The organism is Pseudomonas sp. W2Aug9 (assembly GCF_023127755.1).
Taxonomy (GTDB): Bacteria; Pseudomonadota; Gammaproteobacteria; order Pseudomonadales; family Pseudomonadaceae; genus Aquipseudomonas; species Aquipseudomonas synxantha_A.
Map to the genome: position 1 here is coordinate 1 of NZ_SPKL01000034.1, position 14,307 is coordinate 14,307.

Here is a 14,307-nt window from a genome sequence, read left to right on the forward strand (position 1 = left end):
CCCATTCAGTCTGGAACCACGGCTCTTCGGCCTGCTTGACCAGGAAGCCGATCTTCACTTCTTCGGCGGATACGATGCTGCTGAGGCTGCTTAACGCAACAGCGGCAGCCAGAACGCGTAGAACCTTTTTCATGAACGACACCTCTTGTTGTTGTTTTTGAGTCTTGGGTTTAACCGGCGAAACGATGGCAAGGCTTGCCAGGGATATCGACTTCAATGGCCAACAGCGCACCGTCCAAAGGGTGATCCAAGGGACTCGCGGCACTGGTGATATACAAGGTAGTGAGGTCGGGCCCACCGAACACGCAACTGGTGGGACGACTGACCGGCAGCTCGATGATGCGATCGACCTCACCTGCGGGCGTCAGGCGCAGCAGGCAACTGCCGTCCCAACGGGCATTCCAGATGTAGCCCTCGCTGTCCATGGCCGAGCCGTCCGGCCCACCGCGCTCATGGGGTGCAAACCATACCTGGGCGGGTTCGAGCTGGCCGTCGGACTGGATCGAATGCTGATACAGCGTGCCGTCCATGCTGTCGCCGAAATGCACCTGGCTACCCTCCTCGTTCCAAAGCAACGTGTTGGGAATGCCCAGTCCGGTCAGCAACGGCGTGACCCGCGCATCGGCATCGACACGGAACAGGCCGCCGGAGCGCCGGGTGATGGGCAGGTCTTCGCCCTGCTCACCGATATTGTTCTGCATGGTGCCCAGCCACAGCCGGCCCTGGGCATCGCAGCGCGCTTCGTTGCCACGGTTGCCCGGTTGCGGGTCGGCCACGCACAGCAGGGTCAGCGCCTGGGTAGCCAGGTCGAGGCGATACACACCGCTGCTCAAGGTCACCAGCGCATCGCCGCTTTCACACGGAATGAACGCCGAGACATGCTCGGGCAACTGCCACACCTGCAACTGCCCGTCCATCCAGCGCAGTGCCTGTTTGGCGGCGATATCCACCCAGTAAAGCGCCTGGGATCGAACATCCCAGAACGGCCCTTCGCCCAACCGGGCACGGTGTGGGGTGACTGCGCTCAACGACATGAAGCCTCCTGATGACTTACAGCGATTCTCGAGACGGTGCGCCATCCACCAAGCGCTGGATACGCAACGGGTTGGCGTTTTTCAACGCGTCGGGCAGCAGGCTATCAGGGTAATTCTGGAAGCACACGGGCCGCAGGAAACGGTCGATGGCCAGGGTGCCGACCGAGGTGCCGCGGGCGTCGGAGGTCGCCGGATACGGCCCGCCGTGCACCATCGAATCGCAGACTTCCACCCCCGTGGGGTAACCGTTGAGCAGGATGCGCCCGACCTTCTGCTCCAGCAGTGGCGTCAACTCGGCGAACTGTTGCAGGTCAGCCGGTTCGCCGATGATCGTGGCGGTCAACTGGCCGTGCAGCCCATGCAGGGCGGCGCTGAGTTGAGCCTGGTCGACGACCTCGACAAACACCGTGGTGGGGCCGAACACTTCTTCCTGCAGCACTTCGTCGCCGTCGATCAGCAAGCGTACATCCGCCTTGAACAGTTGCGGTTGAGCCTGGTTGCCCGCTTGCGCGCTGCCTGCCAGATGCTGGATGCCCGGGTGAGACAGGAGTTTTTCCAGGCCCTTGCCGTAGCTGTCCAGGGTGCCGGTGTTGAGCATGGTTTGCGCCGGTTGCTCACCGATCAATTGCGCGACCTGTTGCGTGAACGCGGTGAACGCAGGCGAAGCGATGCCAATCACCAGTCCGGGGTTGGTGCAGAACTGGCCGCAGCCTTGTACCACCGAGGCGGTCAGGTCGCGGGCGACACTCTCGGCGCGCGTTTGCAGGGCCTGGGGCAGCACGATGACCGGGTTGATGCTCGACATTTCGGCAAATACCGGGATCGGTTGCGGGCGTGCGGCCGCCATATCGCACAGGGCGCGACCACCCTTGAGCGAACCGGTGAAGCCCACCGCCTGGATTGCCGGGTGCTTGACCAGCGCTTCACCGACACCGCCGCCGAAGATCATGTTGAACACGCCCGCCGGCATCTCGCTGGCCTCGGCGGCGCGAATGATCGCATCGGCCACGCGCTCGGCGGTCGCCATGTGCCCGCTGTGCGCCTTGAACACCACCGGGCAACCGGCGGCCAGCGCAGCGGCGGTGTCGCCACCGGCGGTGGAAAACGCCAGGGGGAAGTTGCTGGCACCGAACACAGCCACCGGGCCCAGGCCGATACGGTATTGACGCAGGTCCGGACGCGGCAACGGCTGGCGGTCGGGCTGGGCTTTGTCGATACGCGCCCCGTAGAAATCACCACGGCGCAGCACGGTGGCGAACAAGCGCATCTGGCCACTGGTACGCCCGCGCTCGCCTTTGATACGGGCAGCAGGCAACGCAGTTTCGCGGCAGACCAACTCGACGAAATCATCGCCCAGCGCGTCCAGCTCATCGGCCACCGCGTCCAGAAACCGCGCACGCCGTGCGGCGCTCAAGGCGCGGTAGGCCGGGTAAGCGGCCGCCGCGGCTTTGGCGGCGGCATCCACCTCTTGCGGGGTGGCCTGGTAGAAATCCTGGGGCAAGGCTTCGCCGGTGGTGGCATCGATACTCTGCAGCTTGACGCTGCCGTTGGCGCTGCGCTGGCCGCCGATGTAGTTGTGGCCGAGGAACTGGGTCATGTAGGTCTCCTTAAAGGGTGATGACGTGGCCGGGTTCGAATACCGCGTCGACCATGCCGATGCCGTTGATCAATGGCGCGCCGAACTCAGCCTGGCTGATCTGGAACACATCGCCCGGTTGAGTACGTATACCGTCGGCGAATGACAGGGTGGCGGTGCCGAAGAAGTGAATATGCACATCGCCCGGTTTGAGAAACTGACTGTATTTGAAGTGGTGGTATTCAAGATTTTCCAGGCTGTGGCACATGTTGGCTTCGCCGCTGAGAAATTCGCTCTGCCAGATCACCTCGCCGTTACGCAGGATGCGGCTGGTACCGGCCAGATGCGCGGGCAACTCGCCCACGCGCAACTCCGGGCCATAGCTGCAACTGCGCAGTTTGGAATGGGCCAGGTACAGGTAGTTCTTGCGTTCCATCACATGGTCGGAGAACTCGTTGCCCACCGCGAAGCCCAGGCGATAAGGCTTGCGGTCGTGACCGATCACATACAGGCCGCCGATTTCCGGCTCTTCGCCGGCGTCTTCGGCAAACGGCGGCACCGGGAAGGCGGCGCCTGGACGCACGACAATGCTGCCGTCGCCCTTGTAGAACCACTCCGGCTGCACACCGGCCTGGCCGGCAGCGGGTTTGCCGCCCTCCACGCCCCATTTGAAGATGCGCATGGTGTCGGTCATCGCGCTGTCATCACCGGCCTGCTGGTGCATCTTGTCGCGGGCCGAGGCACTGCCCAGGTGGGTCAGGCCGGTGCCGCTGATCAGCATATGGGCCGGGTCCGGGTGGTCCAGCGGTGGCAGGATTTTAAGTTCGGCCAGCAGCGCCGCGTAGTCATGACTGGCACCCAGGCCCAGGCTCTGTACCTGTTGCTGCAATTTGACCCCGGCTTCGATGGCGGCCAGGGCCAATTCGCGCACGCTGTGCGCGCCCTGCACTTCCCGCAGGGTGTCGCCTTCCACCACGCCGACGCGGCGCTCACCGTTGCTCAACTCGAACTGAACTAAACGCATGCAGGTTCTCCTGGATTTAAGTACGTGTGGCGCCACGGGCGCTGGCGGCAAATTGATCGACGGGCAGTACGTGCTTGCGCTCCAGCAAGCGGTAGACCACGAGGGTCAGCAGCAACCCGAACAGCATCACGCCGGATAGGAAATACAGGCCCGAGGCGAGGTTGCCGGTGTACTCCTTGAGCGCCCCGATCACGAACGGGCCGATATAGCCGCCAAGGTTGCCCACCGAGTTGATCAAGGCGATGCCGGCCGCCGCGCTGGCACCGGCAAAAAACCGTCCCGGCAAGGTCCAGAACACCGCCGTGCAGGAAAACATCGCGAAAGCTGCCAGGCACAGCGCGGCCATCTGCAGCACCGGCACACTCAGCCAGGCACTGCAGAACAGGCCAATGGCGCCGAGCACATAGAGCACGGCGAGATGGCCATAGCGATCGTTCAATCGATCGGAACTGCGCGGGATGATCAGCAGGCCGATGATGCCGAAGATATACGGCACGGCCGAGATGAAGCCGGTGGTGAGGTCACTGCCACCGAACTGCTTGATCAAGGTCGGTAACCACAGGCCCAGGCCGTAGATGCTCAGGGTCACCGGCAGGTAGAACAGCGCCAGCAACAGCACGCGTTTGTCTTTGAGCGCGTGCAGCGGGTTGCCGTGACGGGTCTGGCCGTAGGCTTGCAGGTCTTTTTCCAGCTCGCCGGTAAGCCAGGTTTTCTCTTGCTCGCTCATCCAGCTGACCTGCCTGGGACCGTCCGGCAGGTAGCGCAGCACCGGCCAGGTCAGCAGGATCGCCGGGGTGCCGATCACGATAAACAGCCACTGCCAACCGTGCAGGCCAAGAATGCCGTCCATGCCGAGCAAACCACCGGACACGGGCCCGGTGATCATCATTGCAATGGGTTGGGAGAGAATGAACAGCCCGAGGATCTTGCCGCGATGGCGCACCGGGAACCACTGGGTGATGTAGTACAGCACGCCGGGGAAGAACCCGGCTTCCGCCGCGCCCAGCAGAAAGCGCATCACATAGAAACTGTGCGGCCCCTGCACAAAGGCCATGCCGATGGTGATGGCGCCCCAGGTAATCATGATGCGCGCAAACCAGCGCCGCGCGCCGAAGCGGTCGAGCATCAGGTTGCTGGGGATCTCGAACAGGAAGTAGCCGATGAAGAACAACCCTGCGCCCAAACCATAGGCAGCGTCACCGATACCTACGTCGGCGCCCATGTGCAGCTTGGCGAACCCTACGGCGGAACGGTCTACGTAGGCGATCAGGTACAGCAGGATCAGGAAGGGAATCAGTTTCAGCGTGATGCGCCGAATAAGCCGCAATTCCTGGCTCATGGGGTCGATCTCCGATTGTTGTTTTTATAGAAGCTCGGGGGACGCCTCTCGCGAAATCCGCCAGGGTCATACCTCAGTTGATAAAGACTATATAGTAGGACTATTTACAAAACAACACTTCCAAAGCAGCGATTTTGCGCTTATGTTTAAGCACGCATAGAACATATAGTCATACAATAAGAGAATCGATCATGCCTGACAAAAAGCCCGGCCTACGCTCCGCCCAGTGGTTTGGTACCGCCGACAAAAACGGCTTCATGTACCGCAGCTGGATGAAGAACCAGGGCATTGCCGACCACCAGTTCCATGGCAAGCCGATCATCGGCATCTGTAACACCTGGTCGGAGCTGACCCCGTGCAACGCGCATTTCCGCCAGATCGCCGAGCACGTCAAGCGCGGCGTGATCGAGGCCGGTGGCTTCCCGGTGGAGTTCCCGGTGTTCTCCAACGGCGAATCCAACCTGCGCCCTACCGCGATGCTGACCCGCAACCTGGCAAGCATGGATGTGGAAGAAGCGATTCGCGGTAACCCGATTGACGGTGTGGTGCTGCTGACCGGCTGCGACAAAACCACCCCGGCGCTGCTGATGGGCGCCGCCAGTTGTGATGTCCCGGCTATCGTGGTCACCGGCGGGCCGATGCTCAATGGTAAACACAAGGGCCAGGACATCGGCTCGGGCACGGTGGTGTGGCAGCTCAGCGAACAAGTCAAGGCCGGCACCATCACCCTGGATGACTTCCTCGCGGCCGAAGGCGGCATGTCGCGCTCGGCAGGCACCTGCAACACCATGGGCACCGCCTCGACCATGGCGTGCATGGCCGAGGCACTGGGCACGTCCCTGCCCCACAACGCGGCGATCCCAGCGGTGGATGCGCGGCGTTATGTGCTGGCGCACATGTCCGGTATGCGTGCGGTCGAGATGGTGCGCGAAGACTTGAAGCTGTCGAAGATCCTCACCAAAGAAGCGTTTGAAAACGCGATTCGCGTGAACGCGGCCATCGGCGGTTCGACCAACGCGGTGATTCACCTTAAAGCCATCGCCGGGCGCATCGGCGTGGAGCTGGACCTCGATGACTGGACCCGCATCGGGCGCGGCATGCCGACCATCGTCGACCTGCAACCCTCAGGGCGCTTCCTGATGGAAGAGTTCTACTACGCTGGCGGCCTGCCTGCCGTGTTGCGTCGCCTGGGTGAGGCCAACCTGATCCCCCACCCGAACGCCTTGACCGTCAACGGCAAGTCCCTGGGCGAGAACACCAAGGACTCGCCGATCTACGGCCAGGACGAAGTGATCCGCACCCTCGACAACCCAATTCGCGCCGACGGCGGCATCTGCGTGCTGCGCGGCAATCTGGCGCCGTTGGGTGCGGTGCTCAAGCCGTCTGCCGCCAGCACCGAACTGATGCAACACCGTGGCCGTGCGGTGGTGTTCGAAAACTTCGACATGTACAAGGCGCGCATCAACGATCCGGAGCTGGACGTGGACGCCAACTCGATCCTGGTCATGAAGAACTGCGGCCCCAAGGGTTACCCAGGCATGGCCGAGGTCGGCAACATGGGACTGCCGGCCAAACTGCTGGCCCAGGGCGTGACTGACATGGTGCGCATTTCCGATGCGCGCATGAGCGGCACCGCCTACGGCACGGTGGTCTTGCACGTGGCACCGGAAGCCGCTGCCGGCGGGCCGTTGGCGGCCGTGAAGGAAGGTGACTGGATTGAACTCGACTGCGCCAATGGCCGCCTGCACCTGGACATCCCCGACGCCGAGCTGGCGGCGCGCATGGCTGATCTGGCGCCACCGCAAAAGCTGATCGTCGGTGGCTATCGCCAACTGTACATCGACCATGTGCTGCAAGCCGACCAGGGCTGCGACTTTGACTTCCTGGTGGGCTGTCGCGGAGCGGAAGTCCCACGGCATTCCCACTAATTGGGATGCTATGATGCGGCGAATTCAAGCCAGAGCCTGCCCGTCGTTATGGATCACCAGCCGCCCAAGCCGCGCAAGAGCCAGCATGCCCAGATCGTTCAGGACCTGGGCATGCACATCGTTTCCGGTCGCTTCAAGCCCGAAGAACGGTTGCCCATGGAAGCCACGCTGTGCGAGGAATACCAGGTCAGCCGTTCGGTGTTGCGCGAGGCGACGCGGGTGCTCAGCGCCAAGGGCCTGGTGTATTCCAAGCCACGGGTGGGTGCGGTGGTACGGCCACGCTTGAAATGGCACCTGCTCGACCCGGATGTGCTGTCCTGGTTGATGCAGTCCACGCCCCACAGTGAGTTCTTCAATACGCTGGCCGGGGTACGCCGCATCCTCGAACCGGAAATCGCTGCCATGGCCGCGACCACCGCCACCGATGAAGACATCGCCATCATCGAACAAGCGTATCAGGGCATGGAAACCGCCAAGACCCACGAGGACCTGTTGCAGGCCGACCTGGACTTCCACCGCGCGATTGCCGACGCCACCCGCAACGACCTGCTCGCCTATATGTGCAACATGCTCTCATTGCCGCTGCGCGAGTCGATCAATATCACCAACCGCCGCCCGGATATCCAGGGCCTGAGCCTGCCCCGGCACAAGGCAATCCTCACCGCGATCCAGAACCGCGATGCACTGGGCGCAAGGCATGCCTCGCTGGTACAACTGGATGACACGCGGGTGGCGCTGGATACGGTGATGAATGTATTGACGCCGTTGTAACCCCACCCCGTCGCACTCACTCCTGAGTGTTATTGTTGGCTCTGGGGCAGGTGTTATCGCCCTCTTTTTTCAGCGCCAGCACCGCCTGGCGCTCGGACAACAAGTGGGTGATAGCCCCGCCGATAGCGGCAGATATAAGCGCCAGGGCTTCTTTAGGCAGATTGATCGCCGCCCACGTCAAGCCGCCGATCAGCAGGATGACAAACAGGATATTGAAACGTGACACACCCAGTTTTATCGAGCGCACGATATCGGACGTGTCCTGCATCTTTTCAAAGCGTTTAAGGTCTTCGAACTTACGCACCGATTCCAACGTTTCCAGATAGTGGGTTTCGGCCCGTTTCAATTTCTTGATCACGTCGGCTTCGAGCATAACCTCCTCTATCTCGATCCTGACCAGGCTGATATTGGCACCTGGCCGGCCGAGGATTTCGGAGCTCAACGAACTTTCGGCAAGCTCGGCCAACAGATACGTGTATGAGGTCTCGCTGATTTCCTTGGCGTATTTTTGCAAGGCTGACGTGTAGCACTTGGTGGCGTACCGGGTGAACAGACGCTCCGCATCGTTGGTTTTTTTAATCAGTTCTTCAACTTCATTTATGAGTTCCTGTTCCATTTTTAATATCCCTATTAAGCGTGGCTTGGAAAAATAATAAGCGCCGACCACTACGCTGACACGTTAACGGCAAACATCCCTCCATCGCCCTTCACTGTCTACTGTCAAACCTGACAGTAACGCAGCTGCAAATGTGGGAGGGGGTTTGCTCCCGATAGTGGTGTATCAGTCAAAAACATTGAGACTGACTCACCGCTATCGGGAGCAAGCCCCCTCCCACATTGAGTACTGTGTATAGCCTTATAGGGTGTAGGAGATTCCGACCTGCACGGTGCGTGGTGCGCCTGGGTAAGCGTAGATATTGCCGAACGCGCCTTCCTCATACTCGCGGTTGAACAGGTTTTTCACGTCCAGATTCAGGCGCACCTGCTCGTTGACCTTGTAGTAACCCAGCAGGTCGACCACGGTGTAGGCGTCCATCGAGAAGGCCGTATTGGCGGTCTGGCCGGCGCGCTGGTCGACGTACTTGCCACCGGCCCCCAGGCCCAGCCCTTTGAGTGCGCCGTCCTGGAACTCGTAGACGTTGAGCAGGCTGAAGCTGTTGCGCGGGATGTTCATCAAGCGGGTGCCGGCGCGCAGGGTGGTGTCGCGGGTGACTTCGGCGTCCACGTAGGCGTAGCCGCCGATCACACGCCACTCGGGGGTGAGGTTGCCTGCCACGTTGAGGTCAAATCCGCGGCTGCGTACCTGGCCGGTCGCGACACTCAGGGTATTGTCCAAAGGGTCGGTGGCCAGCACGTTTTTCTTTTCGATCTGGTAGATCGCCGCGTCGACGCTCAGTTGACGATCAAGCGCTTCCCACTTGATGCCCATCTCGTAGGACTTGCCTTTCTCCGGCGCGAAACCACCGCCTTCGCGGCTGGCGCCGGTGTTGGGTTTGAACGAACGGGCGGCGTCGGCATAGACCGCGACGGTGTCGGTGAGGTCGTAGATCACGCCCACACGCGGGGTGACGGCGTTGTCGGCGGCGGTCCACGGTTTTACTCCCGCCACATAACTTTGGTAGTCATGTTCAAAACGCTCGAAACGCGCACCTGCCAAGACTTTCAGACGCTCGGTCAGTGCCACCTGGTCCTGCACGAAGGCGGCGTAGGTCTTGAGGTTTTCTTTATCGTGGGTGGGCGTGCGAGTCAGCGCCGGTCGCGTTTGGCCGTACACCGGATTGAAGATGTCGATCGGGTAAGTGCCCAGGGCCGCACTGGAACGCTGAATGATCGACTTGTAGTCGTAATCCTCGTACTCGATACCGGTGAGCAAGGTGTGCTCGAACCCGCCCGTGGAGAAGTGGCCCGTCAGGTTGAGCTGGTAATCCTTGTCGGTCCATTCCAGCTTGCGGTAGTTGAAGTTGCGTTGCAGGGTACGGCCATCGGCGCCCAGGCTGCTCGGTCCATTGGCTTCAATGGCGTTACCTTTCAAGCTGCCGTCCAACCATTGGAAACCGCCGCCCAGGGTCCAGTTGTCGTTGAGCGCGTGCTCGAAACGCAACTGGGCCATGTTGTTGTCGTTGTGCAGCTTGCCGGCATCCTTGTCGCCCCAGAACGTATCGCGCGATGGCGTGCCGCGCTGGTTGGGGAAACGCGTCAGGCCACGGTCCAGCGGGTGGTTGTTGCGCATGAAGTCGCCTTCGAAGGTCACCTTGGTGGCGTCGGTGGCCTGCCAGGTGATCACCGGCGTCACGCCGTAGCGCTCGGTCTCGACATGATCGCGGAAGGTATCGCCACCCTCGCCCACCACGTTGAGGCGATACGCCAGACGGCCCTCTTCGTCCAGAGGGCCGGAGGCATCCAGGGTGCCGCGCTTCATGCCCTGGTCATTCACCTGGCTGCCCAGGGTGACCGTGCGTTCGGCCAAGGGTTGCTTGGACACCACGTTGAACGTACCACCGGGGTCGCCACGGCCGTAGAGCATGGTTGCGGGGCCGCGCAACACCTCAAGGCGTTCGATGGTGTTGGCATCCGGCATGTTCGGGTAGCCCCGGTTGATCGGGAACCCATTGCGGTAGAACTCACCGGTGGTGAAGCCACGTACGGTGAAGGTGGTCAGGCCCTGGCCGCCAAAGTTGTTGGCGCGGCCGACGCCGCCGGCGTAGTCGAGGGCATCCTGCAGGCGGGTTGCGCCGATATCCTCGACCACGTCTTTGGAGACAACGCTGATGGACTGTGGGGTTTCATGAATCGAGGTGTCGGTGCGTGTCGCACTGGCTGAACGGGTGGCGTGGTAGCCCTGAACCGGGCCCTGCGCCGATTCGAAATCTGCAGTAGCAGTCACATTGGTGGCTTGCAGCTCGATACTGGCTTTTTCAGCAGGGGCATCCTCTGCCCAGGTCAAAGGGGAAAACGCCTGGAGCACACAGATTGAAATCAGGGTACGACGCATGGATGTAAACCTAGTGAATGAGCCAGATGGGGCGGCAAACCTGCCAATAATTCGCCGCGCATCATATCTCAGCATATTCTCGTTTGATATCAATTCTCATTTGTTATTTTTCAAGTATCGGCGTTGTATCGAGCGGGTACTGCAAAAACCACGGGCGAAAAAAAGCCACTCAATCGAGTGGCTCATATCACCGGCTGGCTGGCCTCAACGGTAGCGTTCCAACCAATGTGCGTAAGGCGCCGGCAAGGTCCAGGAGGACTTGTCCACGCCCAACTCCTTGGCGGCAAAGTACGCCCAGTGCGGATCGGCCAAATGCGCACGCCCTACCGAAACCAAGTCCAGATGACCGGCCTGCAGCGCGCCTTCGGCCAGTTGCGGAGTACCAAAGCCCCACGCCGATGTCACCGGGATACCGGCTTCACGACGTACACGTTCAGCAATTGGCCCCATGAACGCCGGACCCCACGGGATGTTGGTGTCAGGAATCGTGAAACCGACACTGACGCTCAACAGATCCAGGCCACCGGCCTTGAAGCGGCGCGCCAACTCGATGGATTCGGTAAGCGTCTGCTCGTCGCGGCCGTCATATTCGATCACGCCAAAGCGTGCGGTCAGTGGCAGGTTTTCCGGCCAGACTTCGCGTACGGCGGCCAGGGTTTCCAGGAGAAAACGGCTGCGGTTATCGAAGCTGCCGCCGTAGGCATCGGTGCGCTGGTTGGAGTGCTCGGAGAAAAAGCTTTGGCCCAGGTAACCGTGGGCGAAGTGCAGTTCGATCCATTCAAAACCGGCATCGCGGGCGCGACGGGCGGCATCGACGAAGTCTTGCTGGACGCGGGCGATGTCTTCCAGGGTCATGGCACGCGGCACGTTGGGCAAATTGGCGCCGAATGCAATGGCCGACGGCGCGATGGTTTCCCAACTGCGGGCATCGGAAGCCGGGATGTGGTCATCGCCCTCCCATGGGCGGTTGGCGCTGGCTTTGCGGCCCGCGTGGGCGATCTGGATGCCCGGTACCGAACCTGCGGCCTTGATGGCCTTGACCATCGGCACGAACGCCTGGGCATGGGCATCGCTCCAGATACCGGCGCAGCCTGGGGTGATACGCCCCTCCGGTGCGACTGCTGTGGCCTCGACTACCAGCAGGCCGGCACCGCCCCGGGCCATGCCGGCCAGGTGCACATGGTGCCAGTCGTTGACCATGCCGTCGTCGGCCATGTATTGGCACATCGGCGGGATGGCAATGCGATTGCGCAAGGTAACGTCTTTGAGTTTGAACGGTTCGAACAATGCGGACATCAGATACTCCGAGAGAAGCGTGTGTGATTCGATAGTTCGATGGTAATCGAACTATGGTATTGAACGCTACCCCCCTGTTATGATCCGCCCCATGCGAGCCTTCAAACACCCTACCCTGCAAGAATTGACGCTTGAGCGCGTGCTGTACGCCCTCAGCGACCCCGTGCGCCTGGACATCGTGCGCTGCCTGGCCGGCGTGGCCGAAGCCACCTGCGGTGAACTGGACGGCGGGCGGCCCAAGTCCAGCATGTCTCACCACTTCAGGGTGTTACGTGATGCGGGCCTGGTACACACGCGCAATGTGGGCACCACCCATATGAATTCGTTGCGCCGTGAAGAGCTTGAGAGCCGCTTTCCCGGGTTGCTGGCGAGTGTTCTTGCGCAATCCTAGCGGGCGTTTTGCCCCTCAGGACGCAACAGGCTGCAGCAACACGCCATTAAGGTGAACGCAGTCCTTGCCATTGCGTTTGGCGCCGTAAAGATTTTTGTCCGCCATCTTGAGCACCGCCGATAACTCGTCACCTGGCGCGAAGCGTGCCATGCCCGCACTGCAGGTGTAGTTGTGAGGCGCGGCAACACTTGAGCGTATGGCCTGCAACAAACCCAGCACGAACTCACGGGCGAAGACCGGGTCATCGTCCTGCAACAACACGCCGAACTCCTCCCCGCCGATTCTTCCAAAGCTGTGGCTGCCTTTGGCGTTTTTCAGGCACACGGCCATGGCCCGCAGGATCTTGTCACCGACATCGTGACCGTACAGATCATTTTTTGCCTTGAAGCTGTCGATATCCAACATGATGAAGTAGCCAGCCTGGCCGCTGTCGAGCAACTGTTCGAAGCTTTGCATAAAAGCGCGACGGTTAAGGATCGAGGTCAAATAATCGGTTTCGGCCAAGGCGCGAAACTCGCTTTCCACCAACAACACCGAACGCAGGTTCTTCAAATACGAATAACTCAGGATAAAACCGATGGAGACCGAAGATGCGCAAAATATCAGCAGATAAGCCTGTGTTCCTGCATATATATCGGCCTGCATCGGCGACCATAATATGAACCAGACCAACAGGGCGCCGACCAGATAATCCTGAACACTGATAAACAAGATAGCGCTGCCGACCACCAGGGTAACGGCCAGGGGCAAGCCGTAGATACGCAACTCCTGATTAAGGCCAATGACATAGGCAAACCCCACGGACAACATCACGATATAGGCCACTCCCAGCATCCGCCACAGTAGAAAGTTGGCGGTTTTGGAGTGAAACCGGCATACCAGCAACAGGCCAATGGTGACCCCCAACATGGACAGGTCGAACTGCATGGCCGGATGAATCAGCCAGATACCGACCCAGGCAATGATCCCGATCCATTCCGCTTGGGTCACCGCAGGCGACAACAACCTGCGCATCCTGGGCCTTAACTTCAAGTTAGCAGGCATCCTTACGCTCCCATCTCAATAGCATGCAGGCCCAGCGCAAAAGAAAAGGCCATAAAGCGTTTTACCAGGCTGACAAAAGGCGGCAGCACTTCCAGCCGGGTCTTGGAGTGAGCTTTGAAATACCCCTTCTCGACACCCTCCTGGACCATTCGAATAATGTGGGTCTTGGACACGGAAAGTTGCTTGGCCAAGGCCAGATAAGACGATGACCGGAACGTGGCCCGATCATTTTCCGGCGCGAAGGCATCGTTATAAATCGCCAACATCAACAGATGCCCGGCGTCTCGTTTCACCAACCAGTAACACTCGGGAAGCAGTACATCCACCGTGAGATCGGCGTCGAGGATAATGGCAAAGCCCTTGAAATAAAGGGACAGGAAGCCCCGGTCATCCAACTCGCGCATTTGCCGGAAAATCGCCCGCTCAGGGTAAAGCCGCGCCAATGACTCGGTGAGCGAGGTCAACATCAAACGCGCTTCGCGACAGGCCTCATCCGACGGCGCGTAGACCCTGAAGCGACTGTCTTCGGGGTGCGGCGCGACGTCCATGAAGCCCAGCGCCCGCAATAACAGGAACATTGATTCCAGGCTGTTTTTTGAACAATACCTGCGCGTCACACACAGGGTCTTAACTTCCGACAATAACGGTAAGGGTGTGGCGAAGTATTCACTCAATAAGGCAAACGACACCATCAAACGGCTGTATTTAAGTGCACTCTTGTAGAAAAACGGTCTTCGGGAATAGGGCACGAGCAGCACGTGGTAATGCGCTCTCAGGCACGATTCAAAATCCTTATGACGTTCGAGCGCTTGCGCGGTATTACACATAGCCGACTTCAACGAACTGACATGCATGAAAGAGCCCTGATCATCCAACTTGATTCCACTGATCTCAGCTACGAAATCCCTGCAG

12 protein-coding genes and 1 pseudogene are annotated in these 14,307 nt (G+C 60.4%); 3 read left to right on the forward strand and 10 right to left on the reverse strand.

Annotated elements, in window-relative coordinates; translation table 11 throughout:
• The 5 genes and pseudogenes from E3O56_RS20450 to E3O56_RS20470 form a co-directional block, all read right to left on the reverse strand.
• A pseudogene (locus tag E3O56_RS20450) lies at window positions 1–133 on the reverse strand (arabinose ABC transporter substrate-binding protein); the annotation flags it as partial.
• Window positions 134–170: 37 nt separating this feature from the next.
• Window positions 171–1,034 carry an SMP-30/gluconolactonase/LRE family protein gene (locus E3O56_RS20455; protein ID WP_032876464.1) on the reverse strand — a complete coding sequence of 288 codons (864 nt, stop codon included), beginning with the start codon at window positions 1,032–1,034 and terminating at the stop codon, window positions 171–173.
• A gap of 16 nt (window positions 1,035–1,050) precedes the next feature.
• Window positions 1,051–2,631: an aldehyde dehydrogenase (NADP(+)) gene (locus tag E3O56_RS20460; protein WP_078821052.1), complete on the reverse strand. Its 1,581-nt coding sequence runs from the start codon at window positions 2,629–2,631 to the stop codon at window positions 1,051–1,053.
• A gap of 10 nt (window positions 2,632–2,641) precedes the next feature.
• Window positions 2,642–3,634 (reverse strand): AraD1 family protein, encoded by a 993-nt coding sequence (gene araD1 / locus E3O56_RS20465; protein WP_103735287.1) that lies wholly within the window; start codon window positions 3,632–3,634, stop codon window positions 2,642–2,644.
• 16 nt (window positions 3,635–3,650) lie between these two features.
• Window positions 3,651–4,973 carry an MFS transporter gene (locus tag E3O56_RS20470; RefSeq protein ID WP_078821050.1) on the reverse strand — a complete coding sequence of 441 codons (1,323 nt, stop codon included), beginning with the start codon at window positions 4,971–4,973 and terminating at the stop codon, window positions 3,651–3,653.
• Between the two features lie 191 nt (window positions 4,974–5,164).
• Between E3O56_RS20470 and E3O56_RS20475 the strand changes: the two genes are divergently transcribed.
• Both E3O56_RS20475 and E3O56_RS20480 read left to right on the forward strand, forming a co-directional pair.
• Complete coding sequence (locus E3O56_RS20475; RefSeq protein WP_248128903.1) at window positions 5,165–6,901, forward strand: IlvD/Edd family dehydratase; 1,737 nt, start codon at window positions 5,165–5,167, stop codon at window positions 6,899–6,901.
• A gap of 48 nt (window positions 6,902–6,949) precedes the next feature.
• Entirely contained in the window at window positions 6,950–7,672 is a 723-nt protein-coding gene (locus E3O56_RS20480) for a FadR/GntR family transcriptional regulator (protein WP_005787481.1), read from the forward strand.
• 16 nt (window positions 7,673–7,688) lie between these two features.
• Here E3O56_RS20480 and E3O56_RS20485 read toward each other — a convergent pair whose 3' ends face one another.
• The 3 genes from E3O56_RS20485 to E3O56_RS20495 form a co-directional block, all read right to left on the reverse strand.
• Window positions 7,689–8,288: a hypothetical protein gene (locus tag E3O56_RS20485; protein ID WP_032876475.1), complete on the reverse strand. Its 600-nt coding sequence runs from the start codon at window positions 8,286–8,288 to the stop codon at window positions 7,689–7,691.
• Between the two features lie 240 nt (window positions 8,289–8,528).
• Window positions 8,529–10,664: a TonB-dependent receptor gene (locus E3O56_RS20490; protein ID WP_032876478.1), complete on the reverse strand. Its 2,136-nt coding sequence runs from the start codon at window positions 10,662–10,664 to the stop codon at window positions 8,529–8,531.
• Between the two features lie 204 nt (window positions 10,665–10,868).
• Window positions 10,869–11,960, reverse strand: coding sequence for an NADH:flavin oxidoreductase/NADH oxidase (locus E3O56_RS20495; protein ID WP_032876480.1), 1,092 nt, complete (start codon window positions 11,958–11,960; stop codon window positions 10,869–10,871).
• 91 nt (window positions 11,961–12,051) lie between these two features.
• Here E3O56_RS20495 and E3O56_RS20500 point away from each other — a divergent pair, with 91 nt between their 5' ends.
• Entirely contained in the window at window positions 12,052–12,351 is a 300-nt protein-coding gene (locus E3O56_RS20500) for a helix-turn-helix domain-containing protein (RefSeq protein ID WP_057704144.1), read from the forward strand.
• A gap of 15 nt (window positions 12,352–12,366) precedes the next feature.
• Here the strand turns inward: E3O56_RS20500 and E3O56_RS20505 are convergent, their stop codons facing one another.
• Window positions 12,367–13,395: a GGDEF domain-containing protein gene (locus E3O56_RS20505; protein WP_032876486.1), complete on the reverse strand. Its 1,029-nt coding sequence runs from the start codon at window positions 13,393–13,395 to the stop codon at window positions 12,367–12,369.
• A 2-nt stretch (window positions 13,396–13,397) separates the two neighbouring features.
• Entirely contained in the window at window positions 13,398–14,249 is an 852-nt protein-coding gene (locus E3O56_RS20510) for a hypothetical protein (RefSeq protein WP_228309729.1), read from the reverse strand.
• Window positions 14,250–14,307: the final 58 nt, after the last annotated feature.

Bases quoted from the DNA above. Each gene is read 5' to 3' on its own strand.
- E3O56_RS20455 (WP_032876464.1), bottom strand. From the start codon at position 1,034: ATGTCGTTGAGCGCAGTCACCCCACACCGTGCCCGGTTGGGCGAAGGG.
- E3O56_RS20460 (WP_078821052.1), bottom strand. From the start codon at position 2,631: ATGACCCAGTTCCTCGGCCACAACTACATCGGCGGCCAGCGCAGCGCC.
- araD1 (WP_103735287.1), bottom strand. From the start codon at position 3,634: ATGCGTTTAGTTCAGTTCGAGTTGAGCAACGGTGAGCGCCGCGTCGGC.
- E3O56_RS20470 (WP_078821050.1), bottom strand. From the start codon at position 4,973: ATGAGCCAGGAATTGCGGCTTATTCGGCGCATCACGCTGAAACTGATT.
- E3O56_RS20475 (WP_248128903.1), top strand. From the start codon at position 5,165: ATGCCTGACAAAAAGCCCGGCCTACGCTCCGCCCAGTGGTTTGGTACC.
- E3O56_RS20480 (WP_005787481.1), top strand. From the start codon at position 6,950: ATGGATCACCAGCCGCCCAAGCCGCGCAAGAGCCAGCATGCCCAGATC.
- E3O56_RS20485 (WP_032876475.1), bottom strand. From the start codon at position 8,288: ATGGAACAGGAACTCATAAATGAAGTTGAAGAACTGATTAAAAAAACC.
- E3O56_RS20490 (WP_032876478.1), bottom strand. From the start codon at position 10,664: ATGCGTCGTACCCTGATTTCAATCTGTGTGCTCCAGGCGTTTTCCCCT.
- E3O56_RS20495 (WP_032876480.1), bottom strand. From the start codon at position 11,960: ATGTCCGCATTGTTCGAACCGTTCAAACTCAAAGACGTTACCTTGCGC.
- E3O56_RS20500 (WP_057704144.1), top strand. From the start codon at position 12,052: ATGCGAGCCTTCAAACACCCTACCCTGCAAGAATTGACGCTTGAGCGC.
- E3O56_RS20505 (WP_032876486.1), bottom strand. From the start codon at position 13,395: ATGCCTGCTAACTTGAAGTTAAGGCCCAGGATGCGCAGGTTGTTGTCG.
- E3O56_RS20510 (WP_228309729.1), bottom strand. From the start codon at position 14,249: ATGCATGTCAGTTCGTTGAAGTCGGCTATGTGTAATACCGCGCAAGCG.